The 18,085-nt window shown below is 65.9% G+C and carries 15 protein-coding genes and 3 pseudogenes; 10 read left to right on the top strand and 8 right to left on the bottom strand.

Annotation, left to right across the window (positions count from 1 at the left end):
• Positions 1–557, top strand: a pseudogene (locus DT057_RS04155) (IS630 family transposase); the annotation flags it as partial.
• Between the two features lie 113 nt (positions 558–670).
• Positions 671–799 (top strand): annotated as a pseudogene (locus DT057_RS04150) (recombinase family protein); the annotation flags it as partial.
• A gap of 257 nt (positions 800–1,056) precedes the next feature.
• Here the strand turns inward: DT057_RS04150 and DT057_RS04145 are convergent.
• The 7 genes from DT057_RS04145 to DT057_RS04115 form a co-directional block, all read right to left on the bottom strand.
• Complete coding sequence (locus DT057_RS04145) at positions 1,057–2,223, bottom strand: MFS transporter (RefSeq protein WP_128560856.1); 1,167 nt, start codon at positions 2,221–2,223, stop codon at positions 1,057–1,059.
• A gap of 119 nt (positions 2,224–2,342) precedes the next feature.
• Positions 2,343–2,981, bottom strand: coding sequence for an HD domain-containing protein (locus DT057_RS04140; protein WP_128560855.1), 639 nt, complete (start codon positions 2,979–2,981; stop codon positions 2,343–2,345).
• Between the two features lie 247 nt (positions 2,982–3,228).
• Entirely contained in the window at positions 3,229–3,933 is a 705-nt protein-coding gene (locus DT057_RS04135; RefSeq protein WP_162501311.1) for an alpha/beta hydrolase, read from the bottom strand.
• Positions 3,934–4,309: 376 nt separating this feature from the next.
• On the bottom strand, positions 4,310–5,191 hold the full coding sequence (locus tag DT057_RS04130) for an alpha/beta fold hydrolase (RefSeq protein ID WP_128560853.1): 882 nt from the start codon (positions 5,189–5,191) through the stop codon (positions 4,310–4,312).
• Positions 5,188–6,465 carry a multidrug effflux MFS transporter gene (locus tag DT057_RS04125; RefSeq protein WP_128560852.1) on the bottom strand — a complete coding sequence of 426 codons (1,278 nt, stop codon included), beginning with the start codon at positions 6,463–6,465 and terminating at the stop codon, positions 5,188–5,190. The genes DT057_RS04130 and DT057_RS04125 overlap by 4 nt, the downstream gene beginning before the upstream one ends.
• Complete coding sequence (locus DT057_RS04120; protein WP_238313709.1) at positions 6,462–7,868, bottom strand: glycosyltransferase; 1,407 nt, start codon at positions 7,866–7,868, stop codon at positions 6,462–6,464. The genes DT057_RS04125 and DT057_RS04120 overlap by 4 nt, the downstream gene beginning before the upstream one ends.
• Positions 7,869–7,897: 29 nt before the next feature.
• On the bottom strand, positions 7,898–8,884 hold the full coding sequence (locus DT057_RS04115; RefSeq protein ID WP_128560851.1) for a GlxA family transcriptional regulator: 987 nt from the start codon (positions 8,882–8,884) through the stop codon (positions 7,898–7,900).
• 373 nt (positions 8,885–9,257) lie between these two features.
• Between DT057_RS04115 and DT057_RS04110 the strand changes: the two genes are divergently transcribed.
• The 3 genes from DT057_RS04110 to DT057_RS04100 all read left to right on the top strand — a co-directional run bounded on the left by DT057_RS04110 (position 9,258) and on the right by DT057_RS04100 (position 11,479).
• The gene (locus DT057_RS04110) at positions 9,258–9,917 is read left to right on the top strand and encodes an HD domain-containing protein (RefSeq protein ID WP_128560850.1); all 660 of its coding nucleotides are present in this window, start codon (positions 9,258–9,260) and stop codon (positions 9,915–9,917) included.
• 86 nt (positions 9,918–10,003) lie between these two features.
• Positions 10,004–10,456 (top strand): cupin domain-containing protein, encoded by a 453-nt coding sequence (locus DT057_RS04105; protein WP_128560849.1) that lies wholly within the window; start codon positions 10,004–10,006, stop codon positions 10,454–10,456.
• 87 nt (positions 10,457–10,543) lie between these two features.
• Positions 10,544–11,479: an NADP-dependent oxidoreductase gene (locus DT057_RS04100; RefSeq protein ID WP_128560858.1), complete on the top strand. Its 936-nt coding sequence runs from the start codon at positions 10,544–10,546 to the stop codon at positions 11,477–11,479.
• 26 nt (positions 11,480–11,505) lie between these two features.
• Here the strand turns inward: DT057_RS04100 and trpC are convergent, their stop codons facing one another.
• Positions 11,506–12,324 carry an indole-3-glycerol phosphate synthase TrpC gene (gene trpC / locus DT057_RS04095; protein ID WP_128560857.1) on the bottom strand — a complete coding sequence of 273 codons (819 nt, stop codon included), beginning with the start codon at positions 12,322–12,324 and terminating at the stop codon, positions 11,506–11,508.
• A gap of 416 nt (positions 12,325–12,740) precedes the next feature.
• On the opposite strand from trpC, the gene DT057_RS35365 reads away from it, so the two are divergent.
• From DT057_RS35365 to DT057_RS04070, 5 genes and pseudogenes are all read left to right on the top strand, one after another.
• On the top strand, positions 12,741–12,890 hold the full coding sequence (locus DT057_RS35365; RefSeq protein ID WP_162501310.1) for a hypothetical protein: 150 nt from the start codon (positions 12,741–12,743) through the stop codon (positions 12,888–12,890).
• A gap of 117 nt (positions 12,891–13,007) precedes the next feature.
• Positions 13,008–13,736: a response regulator gene (locus tag DT057_RS04090; RefSeq protein ID WP_128560848.1), complete on the top strand. Its 729-nt coding sequence runs from the start codon at positions 13,008–13,010 to the stop codon at positions 13,734–13,736.
• 103 nt (positions 13,737–13,839) lie between these two features.
• Entirely contained in the window at positions 13,840–14,823 is a 984-nt protein-coding gene (locus DT057_RS04085; protein ID WP_244937333.1) for a cytochrome-c peroxidase, read from the top strand.
• The gene (locus DT057_RS04080) at positions 14,820–17,339 is read left to right on the top strand and encodes a two-component system VirA-like sensor kinase (protein WP_128560846.1); all 2,520 of its coding nucleotides are present in this window, start codon (positions 14,820–14,822) and stop codon (positions 17,337–17,339) included. Before DT057_RS04085 ends, DT057_RS04080 begins: the two co-directional genes overlap by 4 nt.
• Positions 17,340–17,629: 290 nt before the next feature.
• Positions 17,630–18,085: pseudogene (locus DT057_RS04070) on the top strand (IS3-like element ISMtsp5 family transposase); the annotation flags it as partial.

The raw sequence follows: 18,085 nt of genomic DNA, 5'->3' as shown, positions 1-18,085 counted from the left end.
CGACGCGCAAGCCCATCGAGATCTGGTTCCAGGACGACGCACGGATCGGCCAGAAGAACAGCCTCGTGCGGCAGTGGGCGAGACCAGGAACGAGGCCCCGGCAGCCGGCCGAGCGCTACGAGAGCGCCTACCTGTTCGGCGCCATCTGCCCGGCGCGCGGCATCGGCGCCGCTCTGGCGCTCCCATTCGCTGACACCCAGGCCATGCAACTTCACCTCGACGAGATCGCCCGCACCGTCCGCCGCGGTGCCCACGCGGTGCTGCTGCTGGACCGGGCCGGCTAGCACACGACCGGTGCCCTCGCGGTTCCGGAGACTATCACCCTGATCCTGCTGCCCTCGCGTGCCCCGGAGCTGAACCCGGTCGAGACCATCTGGCAGTACCTGCGCCAGACCTGGCTCTCCAACCGCGTCTTCAGCACCTACGAGGAGATCATCGATGCCGCGTGCGACGCCTGGCGCAGGCTGACCTCCGAGCCCGACACAATCACCTCTATCGGCTCGCGCGAATGGGCCCTCGCGGGTCAAAGGCGAGGGCCGTTGGTATTACACGTCTGAGACCCGCCTCAGTTGACGCGCTTGACGCAAGAGCGCGGCGTAGCCGCCGATGTCAGGAAAACGCGACAGGAAAACTGCTGCCAGGAAGTGCCCTCCTGTGGCACGACCCTGACATGCTTATCGGCTACGCTCGCGTCTCCACCACCGACCAGAACCTTGACCTCCAGCGCGACGCTCTCACCGGCGCCGGCTGCTCCCGCATCTTCGAGGAGAAGAAGTCTGGCAAAGCCGGCAGCAAGCGANGGCTCGCGCGAATGGGCCCTCGCGGGTCAAAGATGAGGGCCGTTGGTATGATCCGGGGCAATCTCAACGACTGTTCCAGGTGTCTTTCGTGGCGCAGACTTTCTGGATCGTGTTCGAATCGAGGGAGCATCTCCTGGAAGTCGTCGTGGTGCCCGGCAAGCAGGATGGCCGCTTTCAGCTGGAATTTGCATTCAGTCTGCTCGAAGCCCGAGTTCGGCTGCCCTGCCGACCGTGAACCTCGCCGAAAGCTTTGGCCTCAACCAGCCCGCTTGCGTCCTTCCGCTAGCAGCGGCAGCAGTGCAGCCAGGCCGAACCCCGCCGCCAGCCAGCCGAGCTGCGCCGCCGCGCCCTCGGCGACGACCAGCGCGCCCGCTGCCGCGCCCGTTGCGCTGCCGAGGTAGATGGCCGAGGAGTTCAAGGACAGGCTTACGGGAGCCAGCGCCGAGGACAGCGCAACCAGCCGTGCCTGTTGTGCCGTCATCAGTCCCCAACTCGCCAAACCCCAGAGTAGGATGGCCGGAAATAGGATCGGCATAGCCGACCTCGGCCCAACTCCCGAACCGAGCGACAGGACAAGATAGGCCAGCAGGGTGAGACCTCCGCCGACGATCACGGTCGGGCGTGCACCCCAGCGGTCGGCCGCGTCGCCTCCGAGCCGCGTGCCAGCCGCGCTTGCCAGCCCGAAGCCCAGCAGCACCAATGCCAGTCCCTGCGGGCCGACGGCGGACACATCGGCCAGGAAGACGCCGAGATAGGTATAGATCGTGAAGGTGCCGGCCACGGTCAGCACGCTGGTCGCCAGCACGGCGAGAACGTCGCGCCGCTTCGCCATCGCGAGACGCTCGCCTAGGGTGGCCGTGGTGCCTGCTGGCTGGTGCGGCAATCCAGCGAGTATGCCGAGCAGCGCAAGTGCCGCCAGACCAGCCACGCCGAGGAAGGTGGCGCGCCAGCCAAATCCTTCTCCCACCAGCACGCCGAGCGGCACTCCGGCGACGATCGCCAAGGTGAGGCCGTTGGTGACCATAGACAGGGCGCGGCCCCGCCGCTCCGGTCCTCCGAGTGCAGCGGCATAGCCGCTGGCCGCCGGCATGAAGCTGGCGGCGGACAGTGCAAGCAGCAGTCGCGCGGCCAACAACTCGGCATAGCCTGGCGCAACCGCGGCGAGCAGATTGGCAAGAGTGAAGCCGCCCATGGCGATGGCCAGCAGGCGCCGCCGCTCCAGCCGAGCGGTCAGCACGGCCATGATTGGCGCGCCGACGGCATAGGCTAGGGAGAAAGCGGTGACCAAGTGGCCGGCTGCGGCCAGCCCGACGTCCAGGTCTCGCGCCAGGGCGGGGAGCAGACCGGCGATCATGAAACCCTCAGTGCCGATGGCGAAGGCGCCGAGGGTCAGCCAGATGAGGAACGTCAGCGATCCATACATGGTGACACACACAACAAATCAGGTTAGTTTTCGCTTGATACAGCGAAGGAGTCAGATGATCCGAGAATTAACTTAAGCACAACTCTCTCCGTTTCCGTAAGTGGATCAGTATCTGAGGCTCAATTCGCCCAGGGTGCAGCGTGAATCCGCGTACACACATTCGGCTTACAAAACGTATGGTCAAAATTCTCAATATACTCGAAGTTGAAAGTCCCGAACGTCGTCTGAGGTTTCTTCAACGCCGAGCGGAGTTGATCTTTAATAAACTCATTCTTAAAGTCACCGCGAGGGAATGCGGAAATAGTTTGTGCGCGCTCCGCGGGGGTATACCCGTCATATCCGACACCGAGCACATCCATCACGACGCCCGCCTTCGTGAGGGCGATCTCCGGCCGCATGTATTCGGGCACTCCGGGGGTCGTATGCAGGGCGATCGCTTCCCAGACCAGATCCGCCTTCGGTTCGGGAACCCCGTGGCTCCTGAGGAATTCGCGCGCGGCGTCAGCCCCATCGACTTCGAAGCGCTTTGTGTCAGTGTGGTAGGCGTCGACGAGTCCCAAGTCGTGGAACAACGACGCGACATAAAGCAGTTCGGAGTCGAATTTCAGGCCTTCACGAGTACCCTTCATCGCGCCGAAGACGTAAACTCGGACGGAGTGGTTGAATAACATCTCGGATTGATGCTGGCGCACCAGCTCGGCCGCCTCCCGGGCGATCTTGCTGTCGGGAATCCTGACGCCAGAAATCTCTTTAGTCATTGCTTAACTCCTGCTTATTGGCGACTTATATTTTCCATACTGTGGCCGAAGAGACTGCCGAACAGCGATTCCGATCGCGATTGGCTGGATCCGGCCTTCGGCTGTTGCCAGCCGCATCTACAATCTACTTCCATTCGCTGGCTACGGAACCTGGGAGAGCCTGGAATGGCGGGGAAGCCCTGCGAGGTGGCGGGTATCGCCGGTGGTGTCGACGAAGGGGAACCTCCAGCGGTACATCGCAATCCCCTCAGCCTCCGACGATTACCGCCACGGTCTCATCCGGCATCGACAGCATGGGTTGGTGATGCGTGGCGAGGATCGCCGTGCGGATGGCAGGATCAGCCTGCATCTCCGGGAGACGCAGCATGAAGGGCGACGGATTGGTCCGCGCGCAGACCACGTAGGCAAGCGGGATGTCGGGGCGCGTGGTCAGTGCCTTAACCGGCTGGAAGAAGGTCCGCCAGGGCTGACCGACGAGCCGCGGTTCGACGAATGCGACGGTGTTCGGGTCCGTGATGCCGGAAGCCGTCACCGGTATGGGCGGAATTGGAAGGTCGCTCGCGCGCGAGGACTCATAGATTGGGCGGATCTCCGGCAGCACGTAGTCGATCAGCGCCTGCCCGTCCTTCGGCAGGAAAGCATCCAGGTAGACGATGTCGCGGATCCGGTTGGGGATACGGGCCAGGACGCCTGTGACGACCATGCCGGCATAGCTCCAGCCTACGAGGGTCACGTTGCGCAGATCCTCCATCTCGACGTGCGCGACGATATCCTCAACGTGGGCCGCCAGATCGACGCGGTCGCGCTCAAGATGCCGGCGCTCGCCGAGGCCGGTCAGGGTCGGTGCGCTCGCCAGATGACCAAGGCCGCGCAGCCTGGCGAGGACGTCCTGCCAGACCCAGCCGCCGTACCAGGCGCCGTGGACGAGAACAAAGCTGCGTTGATGGGCCATCATGGATCTCCGGATCTGCTGTGATTTGCGAGGGCACGACCGACCGCACGTCCTTCGCGCCTCGGTGCCTGTAGAAGATCTCCGCCCAATCCTTGGCCGTCTCGAACTTCATCAGCCAAATCTCCGGTAATCCGGAGTGGCGGCCCTTAAATGACCGGACCCTTAAGCTCCTGATAAGAAGCACGTGATCACTATGGACACTGTATTGGAGCCGTAGCGTGTCTCGTGCAAGGAGGCTGACCATTCGCTATCCGCCAAGACCCGCTTATTTCCTGCCAGGCAGCCGCAGTGCTGGAGCCGAGATGCGGTGCAGGCGCGGCGAACGTCCTCGCCAGAGCGAACGGCGTACGGCTGACAAAGGCTGAGTGGAACACGGCTACGACGTCCAACAGTGCTCCGGCCGCATGGTCCTCCGCCGCAATCCCACGGCCAGGAACCGCTCGATCATCGCATTGACCTGCTCAGCGACCTCGATCGTGTTAAAGTGACCAGCCAGGAGGGTCTTGGCCGTTACGAGCTGCGGGCAGAACCTCCTCAGCCGCTCGAGGTCGCGTCCTGTCTCTATGGCGGGGACATCGGCCGAGATGTAGGCCATCGGGATCCTACAGGCCGCAGCAGCCGGGACCGGATCGTGGTCCAAGATGAAGTTTCCAATCGCGGAGTACGCCACGTGCTGAGGCGTCCTCAGGCAAGGGCCCAGGATGTAGTTCTCGAATATCTCCCGGCGCCGCTGTGGGTCGTCGAAGTCGCACCCGATCGCCCAGGCATTCGCCTGCGACACAGCGAGGTAGCCCGGACCGCCGATGCCCTCCAGAAGCCGGCGAGCGTCAGGGTGGTCGCGCATCGCGGGGGGAGCCATCACCATCGAGTCGATCATCACGAGGCCGGCGGCGAGACCCGGATACCGGCCGCAGAGTTCGAGCGCGACGGCGCCTCCAAGGCTGTGTCCAATGACGACGGGCTTCTCGAGGCCGATCGCACGGCATTGCCAGGCGACGTCGTCGGCAAACCCCGCCATCGTGTACTCCTGCTCGGGCGCATCGCTCGCCCCATGGCCCCTGAGGTCGACGGCGACGACCCGCCGCTCGGGCGAGAAGTAGGCGATCTGGGGCGTGAAGATCCCATGGTCGCCCGTCCAGCCGTTGACGAGAACCAGCGGCGGGAGTTCCGACGTGCGCGGTCCTGCCTCGACATGCGCAAGCCGTACGCCGTCGTGGGTCGTGAACTCCGACTCCGCTCGGCACTTGGCAACCGTCATGAGGCCTCTCCTTTCGCTCTCGCTTCGGTCGGCCGAAGCAGGGCAGTTGCGGCCTCGTGTTCGGCGGGGCGGGCTAGCCCCCCGTGGAAGCCGGCGGCGATGATGCAGAACCCGAGCATCACCCCAGCCATCGACAGGACCGTGTGCCCGTCGAAGAGTCGAGCGACGAGGTCGCTCGAGACCGCCGCTACAGCGGTCTGGAGAAGGATCGCCACGGTACTGGCCGAACCCGCGATCTCAGGCATGGGGTGTATCGCGGCGTGCATCGCGTTCGGCGAGATCAGCCCGAAGGCGAGAGCCACGCCGACCATCGCGAAGACCACCGGCACGGGCGAGGACGACTTGGTCAGCGCCGCGACCAACAGGATCACTGCGACGAGCGTCGCCAGGGCGAGCCCCAGCGCGGTCGCGCGACCGACCGAGAGGCCCAGACCACTGAGCCGCCCATTGAGGTAGGCACCACCCATGACGGACAGGGAACTCGCGCCGAAGATCAGGCCGTACCGCTCGGGGCTGAAGCCGAGAGCATCGATGAAGAACAGCGAGGAACCCGTGATGTAGGCGTACACCGCACCGCCCATGGCGGCATTGCAGAGCGCGTTGCCGAGAAAAACCGGGTTCGTCAGCACACGTCGGTACACGCCGGCGACTTCCGCGGGTCCGAGCCGAGACCGGAGATCGAGCGGCGCGGGCTCGTCGAAGAACGTCATGGCGAGCAGCAGGACCAGGGCCGCGGCGATGGGTGCGGCGTAGATCAGGCGCCAGCCTCCGATCCCGAGCAGCACGGCGCCGACACTCGGAGCCAACATCGGCACGACGTTGATGACGAGGACGACGAAGGTCATCTTCGCACGCGCCTCCTCGCCCTCGAACCGGTCCCGCACAAGGGCGAAGGCCGCCATACCCGGTCCGGAGGCGCCGATCCCCTGCAGCACGCGGAAGGCGAAGAGCTGCGCCAGCGACTGCACCAGAATGCAGCCAGCGCTTGCGACGATCAGGATCACGCAGCCCCAGACGACGGCCGGCTTGCGGCCGAAGCAGTCGGACAGGGGCCCGTAGACGAGCAGTGCTGCTCCGAGGCTCAGCAGGTAGGCGCTCAGCGCTAAGCCGATATCACAGCCTTGCACCCCGAGTGCGGCGGCCGTGGCCGAGAGACTCGGCAGGATCATGTCGATGCTGAAGGTCGGCAGAGCAGCCATCAACCCGAGCAGGGCCGAGAACCCTGCGGAGCCAGGCGCGACGGGGCGCACAAGGGTCCGGCCGGGAGGGCTCATGCCGGGGTTCGCTCGCGGGCTTGGGCCCGTGTAGGGGCGTAGGGCGCGACCGCCATCGCCTCGATCTCGGGGACCAAGCCGGCCGCGTCCATGTCCGCCCGCATCGCTGCCCCCAATCTGGTTGCAGCGGCACGGAACCGGGGCTCCGCGAGCAGCCAGCGCACAGCGTCGGCGATCTCGGCCTCGAGGGCGGTCGGCGGCAGGCTGAGGCCGGCACCGCGCACCTGGACGCGCGCGGCGTTGTCGCCCTGGTCGCGGCCTATTGGGATGACGAGCAGTGGCAATCCATGGAGCAGCGCCCTGCTGACCGTCCCGTGCCCGCCCTGGCTGACGACGAGCGACACTTGGTCCATGACGCTGTCATGCGGCGCCGCAGGCACCACACGCACGTTCTCGGTCGCTGGCAGATCCTCCAAGCGGACCTTAAGCCCTGCCGTAACGACGGCCTCGACATCGACGCTCCCGACGGCGCGCACGATTCGTTGGATCAGTTCGGTCTGGTTCTGGGCCCCGGTGCTGCAGGCGATCAGCACGCGCGGCCGCTTCGTTGCGGGCCAGGCTGGTAGCTCGGATTTCGACCAAACCGGCTCGTCGAGTAGCGGCCCAACATAACGATAGTTCCAGGGCAAAGCGGTGGCCTCGAAGTCGAAGGCCGCACTGATGGCCAGGAAGACGCGATCCACGCGGTCGTAGAGGTCGAAGGTCCTTGCCAAGGGTCTCAGCCCGAGACCCGCCCGCGCCCTGTTGAGCAGGGGTAGGAAGCCGTCCATCAGCGTGACAATCCGCTCGGCCGCCGCCGCCACCTGCGCGTGCTCCTCGGGCGAAGTCGGAGGGTTGAGACCGCTGGAGGTCGGAGGTATGCCTGGCACCGGCCGGATGCTGACATGGGGAGACAGCATCGCGTAGGGCACACCAGCCGCCTCGGCGCCAAGCGCGCAGCCGAAGAGGATGTCGAGGCCGAGGACGGCGTCGGTCCGGCTGCGTCGGATCTCGTCGAACGTATCGGCTGCATAGGCGGCAGCCGGAGCGAAGATCGCCCTACGGTTCCAATCGCGCATGTCGGAGTGGTCGGTGGGATCCGCCTTGCACCCGGTTGGCGCGCGCCGCCACGTGATGAACGGGAACCCGGCGCCCTCGACCTCACCCCGCATTGCTGGATCAGCCATGACACGCACGTGGTGTCCGGCCCGGCGCAGCTGACGCCCCGCGGTGAGCATGGGGCTGAGATTGCCCGACGTGCCCCAGGATATGCAGAGTATGTGAAGCGGCATGGATGTGCCTTTGCCGAACGGTATTTGCGCTTCGCAGCGTCTGGTCAGGTTTCGGCTGGCTCGATGACATCGGCGTTTCGATCCGCCGGGATCTTCGTTGCAGCTGTAATCGGCCGAGCGCTTGATCCACACCCAGTTGGACGAACGATGCCGGTTGTTGGCTACTCGGCGGCTTTGAAGCTGTCCGAGCGCATGCGGAAGCTGTCGCGGTACTGCGCAGGCGAAACACCCAGCCGTCGACAGAAGACCGCCCGCATCCGCTCGGGATTGCCGAAGCCGCAGTCGTAGGCGACCACCTTGAGGGGCGTCTCGCTGCCCTCCAGCAGGTTGCGCGCGGCATCCACTCGCGCTCCCTCGACGAAGTCATGCGGCGTCAGACCGACGTCCTTGAACAGCCGCCACAGAGTCCGCTCGCTGGTCTGCGCGACGGCGGCGAGTTGCCGGACGGAGAGCGTCTCACCGAGATGCTCCAGCACATGCTGCTGTACTCTGGCGAGAGGCGAACCTGCATCGACAGGTGCCGCCAGGAAGGGACTGAACTGCGATTGGCCGCCTTGACGCTGAGCGATCACCAGAAGCCGCTTGGCCACGGCTTGGGCGATCACCGCCCCATGATCTTCCGCGACCAGAGCCAGTGCGAGATCAATCCCGGCCGTGACGCCGGCCGAGGTGATGAGGCGGCCGTCGCGCAGGTAGATCCGGTCGGGATCGATCCTCGCCTGTGGGAAGAGGGCGGCGAGGTGCTGGGCGACCTGCCAGTGGGTGGTTGCCGCCCGCCCGTCGAGCAGGCCGGCATGGCCGAGTGCGAAGGCGCCCGTGCAGATCGAGCCGTAGAGGTCCGCCTGTGCAGAGGCCATCCTCAACCAGGCCGACAGCTCCTCGTCAGGCGGCGCCGTCGGAAGTTCGGGTCCGCCGGCGACGAGCACGATCGAGAAGGGCTGCTGCGCCTCCTCGAAGCTGAAGTCGGGGAGCAGGCGCATGCCGTTCGATGCGGTGACGGGTTTGCGCGTCTGCGCCACCAGCACAGTCCGGTAGGACGCGCTCCCACCCAGGATGCCATTCGTTTCGGCGAAGACGTCTCCTGGGCCTGTGACGTCGAGCGCCTGAACCCCATCGTGGATCACGATTGCGATGCTACGGTCGGGCATGATCGCCTCCCAAACCTCGGACGTTTAGCACCGCCTTCTCGACCGCCGCGACCGCCTGGCGGAAAAGTCGGTATGGTTGGCGGAGTTTGCGGCATCCACCTCGTTGCATGCGACAAGCCGGCGCCCCACTATCCGTTGCAGAACATCTCCAGATAATCCAGCGTTGGTGTCAATTTTTATATAGCGAACGAGGAGTTGCCGATGTCCGAAAATATTTCGGAGAGTGTTGCGACGTGCGAATGCCATACTTCGCTGCCGCCGACGACTAACGCGGACACTTGGCTCGATCAGGCGCTCGCCGACAGCTTCCCTGCCAGCGATCCGCTCGCGACCTACTGATTTGACTAAACTTGACACAGTGGGAGCGAAGACGATGAACCAGAGCCTGCACCTACCGGAGACCGTCGCGGGCATTCGCGTGCCCGACAGCGTGATGGCCCGAGCCGCGACGCAGCTCGTCCGAGATACCGAAGACGACTTGCTGTACAATCACAGCCGCCGGGTCTACTTCTGGGGCGCGCTGACCGGCAAGCGCCGGAGCCTGAAGTACGATCCCGAGCTGCTCTACATGGGCGCGATGTTCCACGACATGGGACTGACCGGCGCCTATGCGAGCAAGGACCTGCGCTTCGAAGTCGACGGCGCGAACGCCGCCCGCGACTTCCTGAAGAGCTATGGCGTGCCGGAGCGCGACATCGAGGACGTCTGGACCTCGATCGCCCTGCACACCACGCCCGGTGTCCCCAAACACATGCGCGCGACGATCGCTCTGGTGACGGCCGGCGTCGAGATGGATGTGCTCGGCCTCGCCTACGACGAGTTCACGCCCGAGCAACGCGAGCACGTCTGCGCGCACCATCCGCGCGAGCACAACTTCAAGGAAGCGGTCATCGACCACTTCGCAGAAGGAACGATCAGGAAGCCGCAGACGACGTTCGGCAACGTCAAGGCCGACGTGCTGGCGCTCAAGGATCCGAACTACAGGCGCATGAACTTCTGCAGCATCATTCTCGCGTCACCCTGGTCGCACTGAGGCTGTGTAGCGACTCGCGGAGGCGTCGGGGTGGGCTCGGCAGCTTCTCGACCGGCTTGACCGCCACTGGTGAAAGGAGGAGTGTCATGACCTCAGACAACAAGCGCATCTTGGCTACGTCTGTAGCCATCGCAGCAAGCTGGGCTTCGGCATCCCTCGTTTCCCGGCCCGGACAAGCGCACGACCTCGAGACGGTCGAGCCGGCCTTCGAGCACGCGCTGCCCAAGGTGCCAGGCAAGAGTCTCATTGCGGTAGTCGTCACCTATCCGCCAGGCGGCAAGTCGCTGCCACACCGGCACGCCCGCTCCGCCTTCATCTACGCGCGCGTCCTGACTGGCGCAGTTCGCAGCCGCGTGGGCGACGTGCCCGCCAAGGTGTACCGCGCCGGCGAGAGCTTTTTCGAGGAGCCCGGTGCCCATCACCAGACCAGCGAGAACGCGAGCGGCAGCGAATCCGCCAGTCTGCTGGCCGTGTTCATCGTCGACGCTGACGACAAGCCGCTGACTGTTCCCGATCCGGGAGCGGCGGCAACGCCGTAGATCCATGTCGGCTGCTGTGGCGACCGAAGGTAGAAGGAGCACGGCATGACACCCGAGATTTCCGACAGTGAGACGGGTCATGCAACGATGATGGCGTGGCGGGTGCATGCGTTCGGCCCGCCAACGGTAATGAGCTTCGAGAGCGTGCCCCGGCCCGATCCGGGTGAGGGCGAGGTGCTCGTCAGAGTGCACGCCGCCGGCGTCGGACCCTGGGATGGCTGGGTCAGAGCGGGGCGAAGCGTTCTGCCGCAGCCCCTTCCCCTAATCCTGGGCTCGGACCTGTCGGGGGTCGTCGAGGCCTTCGGCCCAGGTGTGACTGGGTTCGCTGCCGGCGACGAAGTCTTCGGCGTGACGAACCCCAGATTCGTTGGCGCCTATGCTGAGTACGTCGTCGCCTCTGCCGCGATGCTGGCCAGGAAGCCGCGCTCCCTCACGCATGTCCAGGCCGCTTCCGTTCCCGTGATCGCCGTCACGGCCTGGCAGGGATTGTTCGAGCGAGCCCAGCTCCAGCTAGGCCAGACCGTGCTTATCCATGGTGCGGCAGGCAACGTCGGGGCCTATGCCGTACAACTTGCCAAGCGCGCCGGTCTTCACACGATCGCAACAGCGGGAGCCGACGCCCTCGCCTATGTCCGGAGCCTCGGCGCCGAGCAGGTGGTGAACTACCGCACGCAGCGGTTCGAGGACGAGGTACGCGAGGTCGACGCCGTCCTCGACCTGGTCGGAGGCAAGACGCAGACCCGCTCGTTCAAGATCCTGCGCCGCAACGGCAGGCTGGTGTCCGCAGTCTCCCCGCCCGACCAGGCACGTGCTGACGAATACGGCGTCAGGGCGGAGTTCTTCCTGGTGCGGGTGACGACCGAGCATCTCTCGCTCCTCGCCAGGCTCCTTGAAGGCGGCGAGCTCCGGACACGGGTCGGGACAGCCCTTCCGCTCGCAAGGGCGCGTGAAGCCCACTTCATGCTGGAAGGCGAGCAGGCTGCACCCAAGGGCAAGATCGTGCTGGAGGTGCTCCCAGACTGAGCTGCCGTCGATTGCAGCCGCATAACTCAGTTCGCGCCGAACAGGAGGCGCTGCGTAGCCGCGGTCACATCAGTTTCGCGCATCAGGCTCTCGCCGACGAGCACCGCGTGCAGGCCGCTCGCGCCGAGGCGCACCACGTCCGCGTGGCCGGCAATGCCGCTCTCGGCGACGGGTATGCGGTCCTTCGGGATACCGGGTGCGAGGCGGATCGCGGTCTCTAACGAGACCTCGAAGGTTTTCAGGTTGCGGTTGTTGATGCCAATCAGGCGGGTGCCCAGCGGGATTGCACGCTCCAACTCTGCCGCATCGTGCACCTCCACCAGTACGTCCATGCCGAGGTCGTGCGCGGCCCCGACTATCGCCGACGCCATCTCGTCGTCGAGGCAAGCCATGATCGCGAGCACACAATCCGCCCCCCAAGCCCGCGCCTCCAGCACCTGGTAGGGCTCAAACATGAAATCCTTGCGCAGCACCGGCAGCGAGCAGGCCGCGCGCGCTTCCACGAGGTACTCCGGGCAGCCCCGAAAGGAGGGCTCGTCGGTCAGCACCGAGAGGCAGGTTGCCCCGCCGGCCTCGTAGGCGGCGGCGAGCGTCGCCGGGTCGAAATCGGCCCGAATCAGCCCCTTCGAGGGTGAGGCCCTCTTCACCTCCGCGATGAGTGCCGGCCGCCCAACCGCGACGTGCGCGACGATCGCGTCCGCGAAGCCGCGGGGTGGAGATTGGGCCGCGGCGCGGGCCTCTAGCTCCGATTCCGAGACGCGCAGCTTCGCCTCAGCGATCTCGGTCCGCTTGTAGGTCTCGATGCGGGCGAGCACGGTTTGGGCTGCATGTGCCGTTACAGTCATGGGGTTCCTTTGGCGGTTCAAGACGGCGAGGCGATCGAGCGTCACCCAAGACGCAGCAGTCTGGATGGTCGCAACCGTCGAGGTGACATCCTCGGCGCGGCACCTCCTTGTCGCTCGCTCGCGCTACAGCAGTGTTGCAGCTCCGATGCTTTCACAAATTTCTGAACTGGCGGGAAACACAGGAGCTTTGGCGGAGATCGAACGATCCGCCTCGTTGCGTGCTACAGGCTTCAACTCCAATATGATCGTTGCAGTGATCTTCTGCTTCCTCAGAAGGCTTTTGATTTGTTCCTAGCATAGCGCGGCTCTCGTCACTCCGAAATAGGGTAGAATCGACCGACGAGCACCATCATTACGAAGAACGGAATGCGGATTTTCTACAAGGATTGGGTCCGAAAGAGGCGCAGCCGATCATCTTGCACTACGACTGGCTGCAAAGTGCCGACGACAGTGACAATCAGATGCTGTTTTTATTTGGCGGGGGCTGCCGGGTGATCGACCGCGACCGCCTCGGACACGGCAGATCCACTCAGACCGCGATCTTCCGCTTTGACGGCAATAAATAACATCATCTTAGAATTTGCGCGACGAACTGTTCCGGCGACAGCGGGACATCTTGGAAATAATTGGGGCTACCTCCAATGACTGAGATAGTGTTGTCTTGTGAGCATACAGCCCGCACGATGAGACTTCCAATCCGCGTCCTGGTGGTCGATGACGATCCCGCGATGCGCGACTTGCTCGCCAGATACCTCGGCGAGCACAACGTCCACGTGCAGACCGCATCCAACCGTCAGGAGATGGCAGCGCGTCTGCGGGCGAGCGAGCCGCATCTCATAATCCTCGACCTGCGCCTCGGGTCGGACGACGGCCTCGGCCTGCTGCGCGAGATCCGGGCGCGTTCAGAACTTCCGGTGATCATTGCCACGGGCCATCGCCGCGACGAGATCGACCGCGTGATCGGTCTCGAGCTCGGCGCGGATGACTACCTGACGAAGCCCTTCAGCCCCCGGGAGCTGCTCGCGCGCATCCGCACCGTCCTACGCCGCCAGGAGGCTTGGCGGGCTGTCCAGCGGGAGGGTGGCACGTACTCGACCTACCACTTCGACGGTTGGCAGCTCTCGACGCGGACGCGCCGGCTAACCAACCCGGACGGCGAGGCGGTGATGCTGACGAAGGGCGAGTACGCGCTGCTGCTGGCCTTCGTGACGGCCCCGCAGCGGCCGCTCAGCCGCGAGCACCTCCTCCAGGCGACCCGCGTGCACGAGGACGTCTTCGACCGCAGCATCGACGTCCAGATCCTCCGGCTGCGGCGCAAGCTGGAAGCCGATCCCAGTCAGCCCCGCATCATCCGGACGGAGCGCGGGGTCGGATACGTCTTCGCGCTGCCGGTGGCGGTGGAACGAGCCTGATGGGTCGGCTCGCAGGAAGACGAGTGGTCGGCAACGTCCCGGGCCGCACGTCCGCGCGAGCCGCAATCTGGATGATCACGTCAACGGCCCGGGAGAAGCTGAGATGAGACCCCATGTAAACTGGCTCATTCGCGCCTGCTACCCTGCGCTTCCATGGGTGCTCGGCGCAGGGCTGATGGCTGCTGCAACCGCGCCCGTGGGGGCGCCTCCTCTTTCGAAAGGGGTGGCGACGTCTCCTGTCGATCAGGAGCCGATCAGCCCAATCCCGGTGCCGCCTGCAGCCAATCCGCGTGTGCTGGCGCTCGGCGAGAACCTCTTCGCGGACGCCCGCCTGTCAGGTGACGGAGCGCATTCCTGTGCGTCGTGCCACGACACCCACACCAACGGCGCGGACGGCCGCGTGCGAAGCTCGGTGCTCACCGGCTCGGATCCGCCTTACAACACCCCCACAGTCTTCAACGTTGCGCTGAGCTATCGGCTCGGTTGGGAAGGGCAGTTCCGGACCCTTGAGGAGCAGGCCGAGAGCTCGCTCGAGAGTCCCGACATCATGGGCGCTCGAATCGACGAGCTCCTGGTTCGCATACGGAACGATGCGGATCGCGCGCAGCAGTTCCGACTCGCGTTCGGCCGCCATCCGAACCGAGCCGACCTGCTCGACGCCCTTGCGACCTACGAACGATCGCTGGTCACACCAGACAGCCCGTTCGACCGCTGGCTTCGCGGCGACACAGCCGCTCTCTCGGCGGAGGAGCAGAGTGGGTACGAGACCTTCAAGTCGCTGGGCTGCGTGTCCTGCCACCAGGGGGTGAACATCGGCGCGAATCTCAAGCAGCGGCTCGGCGTCTTCCACCGCCTATCACCACATCGGCCCGAGGTCCTGCGGGTGCCCAGTCTTAGGAACGTCGCGGTGACATCGCCCTACTTCCACGACGGAAGCGCTGCCACGCTGCAAGAGGCGGTGCGCAGGATGGCGAAGTCTCAGCTCAACCAGACGCTGACGGATGGGCAAATCGACAGGATCGTCGCGTTCCTGCGGACTCTGACCGGGCGCTACCAAGGTAAGCCACTGCGGCCGGCGACGCCATGAAAATCGCTCCCGCGCTGCTCGCCGTACCGCTGCTGCTGTTGCTGACATGGCTGTCCTTCCGCGCGGTTAATGCCGACGCGGAGATGTACGACCAGGCCCTGCAGAACCTCGACCGGATGGCGATCACGCAGAACGCCCTGCAGAAGGACGTCCTGATGGCCCGGGCGGGGTCGCTGCACAATTACGATCCCCTCGTGCGGGAGATCGCGACCCTCTATGAGATCGTCGGGCAGATGCGCCGGATCGCCTCGCCCTCACGAGGCGCCGCGATCAGCAGGCTGGCCGCATCCGTCCGCCAGCAGGAGGAGCTGATCGAGCGCTTCAAAGCGGAGAACGCGCTCCTTCAGAACTCACTCGCGTATTTCGGCCTGTTCGGCACGTCCATCACGAAGAACGGCGACGACAGCCGGCTGCTCGCCCGCGTGAGCGAACTCGCCGCCGCGATGCTGCACCTGACGCTCGACACCTCCCCGGCTTCGTCAGCCGAGGCCGCGGACCGGCTCGACAGGCTGACGGAGGAGGTCGGCGCGCGCGACCAGACGGACATCCAGGCGCTTCTCGCCCACGGTCGGGTGCTGCATCGCCTCCTGCCGAGCCTCGACGGCGTCCTGCGGACGCTCCTGGCGATCCCGGTCGACCGACAGCAGGCCGACCTTCGCACCATGGTGCTCACCCACCAGAGCGCGTCCCGCGAGACCGCACGACGCTTCCGGGTTACGCTCTACGCGGTTTCGATCGCCCTCGCAGTGGTCCTCGTCCATCTCGCAGTCCAGCTCCGGTCGCGGGCGATGAGCCTCCAGAGACGCGCCGCGCTGGAGCACCTGATCACCCAGCTATCCCTCGGCTTCATCGATGCGCCGCCGCAGGAACTCGGCTCCCGCATCGAGAGGGCGTTGGCTGCACTTGCCGAGCATCTCGGCGCGGGACGCGCCTACTTCCTGCTCTCCACGGAGAAGAACACGGACCGCGAACGCTCCGACCGGGGAGGACGTACCTACTATTGGAGCGCGGATGGGACACCGCTACCGCCCGGCTGGGCCGAGCGCACCCGCATGCTCGCGGCGCGCTCGGCGTTTCAGCAAGGGGATGTTGTTCTTGTCCCGCCGGCAGTGCAGGTTACCGCGGAATCCGTAACCGGTGCCCTCTCCACTCTGGGACTGAACGACTGGGCGTACGTCTCCAGGAAGACGGGTCAGGGCGAGATTGGACTGCTCGGCTTCGACGGCATCCGGTCCCGGCTCGATCTGCGGAGCGACGAGCGTGTCCTCGTCCGGATGGTCTTCGACGTCTTCGCGAACGCTGTCGGGCGGGAATTGTTAGAGGAAGACCGGGCACGGCTCGAGCGCCGGCTGCAACAGGCGCGGCGCATGGAGACGGTCGGGGCGCTGGCGAGCGGGGTCGCCCACAACTTCAACAACATCGTCGGGGCGATCCTCGGCTACACGGAGATGGCGGAGGCGCAGGTTCACCCGAGGGACCGGTCGAGGCCGCACCTCAGTGAAATCCGGCGGGCCGGGGAGCGCGCGCGGGACCTGATCGACCAGATCCTCACCTTCGGCCGCCGGCCCGACTCCGCCCGCAGGCCCGTCCGCATATCGGCGATGCTGAGCGAGTGCGTCTCACTGCTGCGCGCATCGCTGCCGCCCGGCATCGATCTGACGCTCCGGGAGGGCGGCCCGGATGCTGTGGCCTCCGGCGACGCCACCCAGTTGCAGCAGGTGATCCTGAACCTCGGCAACAACGCCGCGCAGGCGATGAACGGGGTGGGGCCGATTCTGATCAGGACCGAGATCCGTCAGCTTGGGGCTTCGACCTCGGGGCTTCCCGAGCCGTTGCTTGCCGGGACCTACATCCGGATCCTCGTCGAGGATCGGGGCCGCGGCATGGACGAGGCAACGCGCAGCCGGATCTTCGAGCCGTTCTTCAGTACACGCCCGGCAGGCAATGGGCTCGGCCTCGCAACGGCACGCGAAATAGTGCGCGAGCACGGCGGCACGATTATGGTCACCAGCCAGCCAGGTGCCGGCAGCTGCTTTGCGGTTTGGCTTCCCTGCACGACGATCTCCGGGGTTGCCGGGTTGCAAGCCGTTCCTCGAGCCACGCCCACTGTGCCCTTGGGACAGGGGCAGACCGTCCTGGTGCTCGATCCGGACCCGACCTCCCGGCTGAGGGACGAGGAGGTTCTGGCAGCCCTCGGCTATGAGCCGGTTGGATTCTCGCAGTTGGACCATGCGCTCTCGGCCTGTGAAGCGGCTTCCGATCGGTTCGCGGCCGTGCTGATCGGCCAGCCGACATCGCCGGCTTTGGGGCTGAGCTTCGCTTCCGCCCTGCAGCGCAAGGATCCCCGCCTCCCGCTGATCCTCGCGGCTGGCTCGGCAGCCGCCGACGATCCCGCCGCGCTGGCACGCGCCGGTATCGGCGAGCTCGTGCAGTGGCCACTGATCGCATCGGAGATCGCGATGGCGCTCGCCCGTGTCCTACCGCAGCCCGACGATGCGGTTCTGCCGCGGCGCTGACCGCTGCGGCATTCCGGGCGGACCGGACGCCGCTCGTGCCGGCCATTAGTGGTAGAGGCGGAGGCCTGATTGACAGGCAGGGCGTGACGAGGTGGGCGTGCAGGACCAACTGCACCATCGTCTTCAGCCGCGTTCGTTGCTGCACGATATGGGTGCGGCGTGTGACTTGGCGTTGGAGTCCAAGCGTCGCCTCGTCCGCAATCCAGACCTCCGGTAGGAAGCCGCTCCTCCGCCCCACGGTTGCTTGAGACACCCCGTTAGCGGACGGTCTCCGCGACAGGGGTAGGACGATGACGACGAACACGAGGGCGGATGCAGACGCGGCCGGTCCCGGCCGCGGCGGGCGCATGTCCCGGCAACGCAAGCGCGATGCGGTGCTGCGGCTGCTGCGCGGCGAGGACCTGGAGAGCGTCTCGCGCAGCCTGGGCGTGACCGCTGCGACCCTGTCGGGCTGGCGCGACGCCTTCCTGGCGGCGGGTGAGGCGAGCCTGGCGACCCGGCCCACCGAGCCCGAAGCCCTGGAGAGCGGGCGTCTGAAGGCCAAGCTCGGCGAGATGCTGCTGGAGCGCGAACTGCTGGAGGCCAAGATCGACGCCCTGGAGGCGCGCGGCCCCGGCCCTTTGGCCCGCAGGAGGTCGCGGCCATGAGCCGGGCCGTCTCGCCGTCCAGCGGCACCGCTTACGGGCTGGCCCGGGTCTGTCGGACCTGGCGCGTCTCGCGCGCCACCGTCCACCGGCATCTCTCAC

Origin of the sequence: Methylobacterium crusticola, from assembly GCF_003574465.1 — a bacterium.
Classification (GTDB): Bacteria; Pseudomonadota; Alphaproteobacteria; order Rhizobiales; family Beijerinckiaceae; genus Methylobacterium; species Methylobacterium crusticola.
The sequence above is the reverse complement of the archived record's forward strand: the minus strand, read 5'-3'. Positions and strand labels throughout refer to the sequence as shown.

What these genes read in the sequence shown, in the direction of transcription:
- DT057_RS04145 (WP_128560856.1), bottom strand. Translation starts at nt 2,223, where the DNA reads ATGTATGGATCGCTGACGTTCCTCATCTGGCTGACCCTCGGCGCCTTC.
- DT057_RS04140 (WP_128560855.1), bottom strand. Translation starts at nt 2,981, where the DNA reads ATGACTAAAGAGATTTCTGGCGTCAGGATTCCCGACAGCAAGATCGCC.
- DT057_RS04135 (WP_162501311.1), bottom strand. Translation starts at nt 3,933, where the DNA reads ATGGCCCATCAACGCAGCTTTGTTCTCGTCCACGGCGCCTGGTACGGC.
- DT057_RS04130 (WP_128560853.1), bottom strand. Translation starts at nt 5,191, where the DNA reads ATGACGGTTGCCAAGTGCCGAGCGGAGTCGGAGTTCACGACCCACGAC.
- DT057_RS04125 (WP_128560852.1), bottom strand. Translation starts at nt 6,465, where the DNA reads ATGAGCCCTCCCGGCCGGACCCTTGTGCGCCCCGTCGCGCCTGGCTCC.
- DT057_RS04115 (WP_128560851.1), bottom strand. Translation starts at nt 8,884, where the DNA reads ATGCCCGACCGTAGCATCGCAATCGTGATCCACGATGGGGTTCAGGCG.
- DT057_RS04110 (WP_128560850.1), top strand. Translation starts at nt 9,258, where the DNA reads ATGAACCAGAGCCTGCACCTACCGGAGACCGTCGCGGGCATTCGCGTG.
- DT057_RS04105 (WP_128560849.1), top strand. Translation starts at nt 10,004, where the DNA reads ATGACCTCAGACAACAAGCGCATCTTGGCTACGTCTGTAGCCATCGCA.
- DT057_RS04100 (WP_128560858.1), top strand. Translation starts at nt 10,544, where the DNA reads ATGATGGCGTGGCGGGTGCATGCGTTCGGCCCGCCAACGGTAATGAGC.
- trpC (WP_128560857.1), bottom strand. Translation starts at nt 12,324, where the DNA reads ATGACTGTAACGGCACATGCAGCCCAAACCGTGCTCGCCCGCATCGAG.
- DT057_RS04090 (WP_128560848.1), top strand. Translation starts at nt 13,008, where the DNA reads ATGAGACTTCCAATCCGCGTCCTGGTGGTCGATGACGATCCCGCGATG.
- DT057_RS04085 (WP_244937333.1), top strand. Translation starts at nt 13,840, where the DNA reads ATGAGACCCCATGTAAACTGGCTCATTCGCGCCTGCTACCCTGCGCTT.
- DT057_RS04080 (WP_128560846.1), top strand. Translation starts at nt 14,820, where the DNA reads ATGAAAATCGCTCCCGCGCTGCTCGCCGTACCGCTGCTGCTGTTGCTG.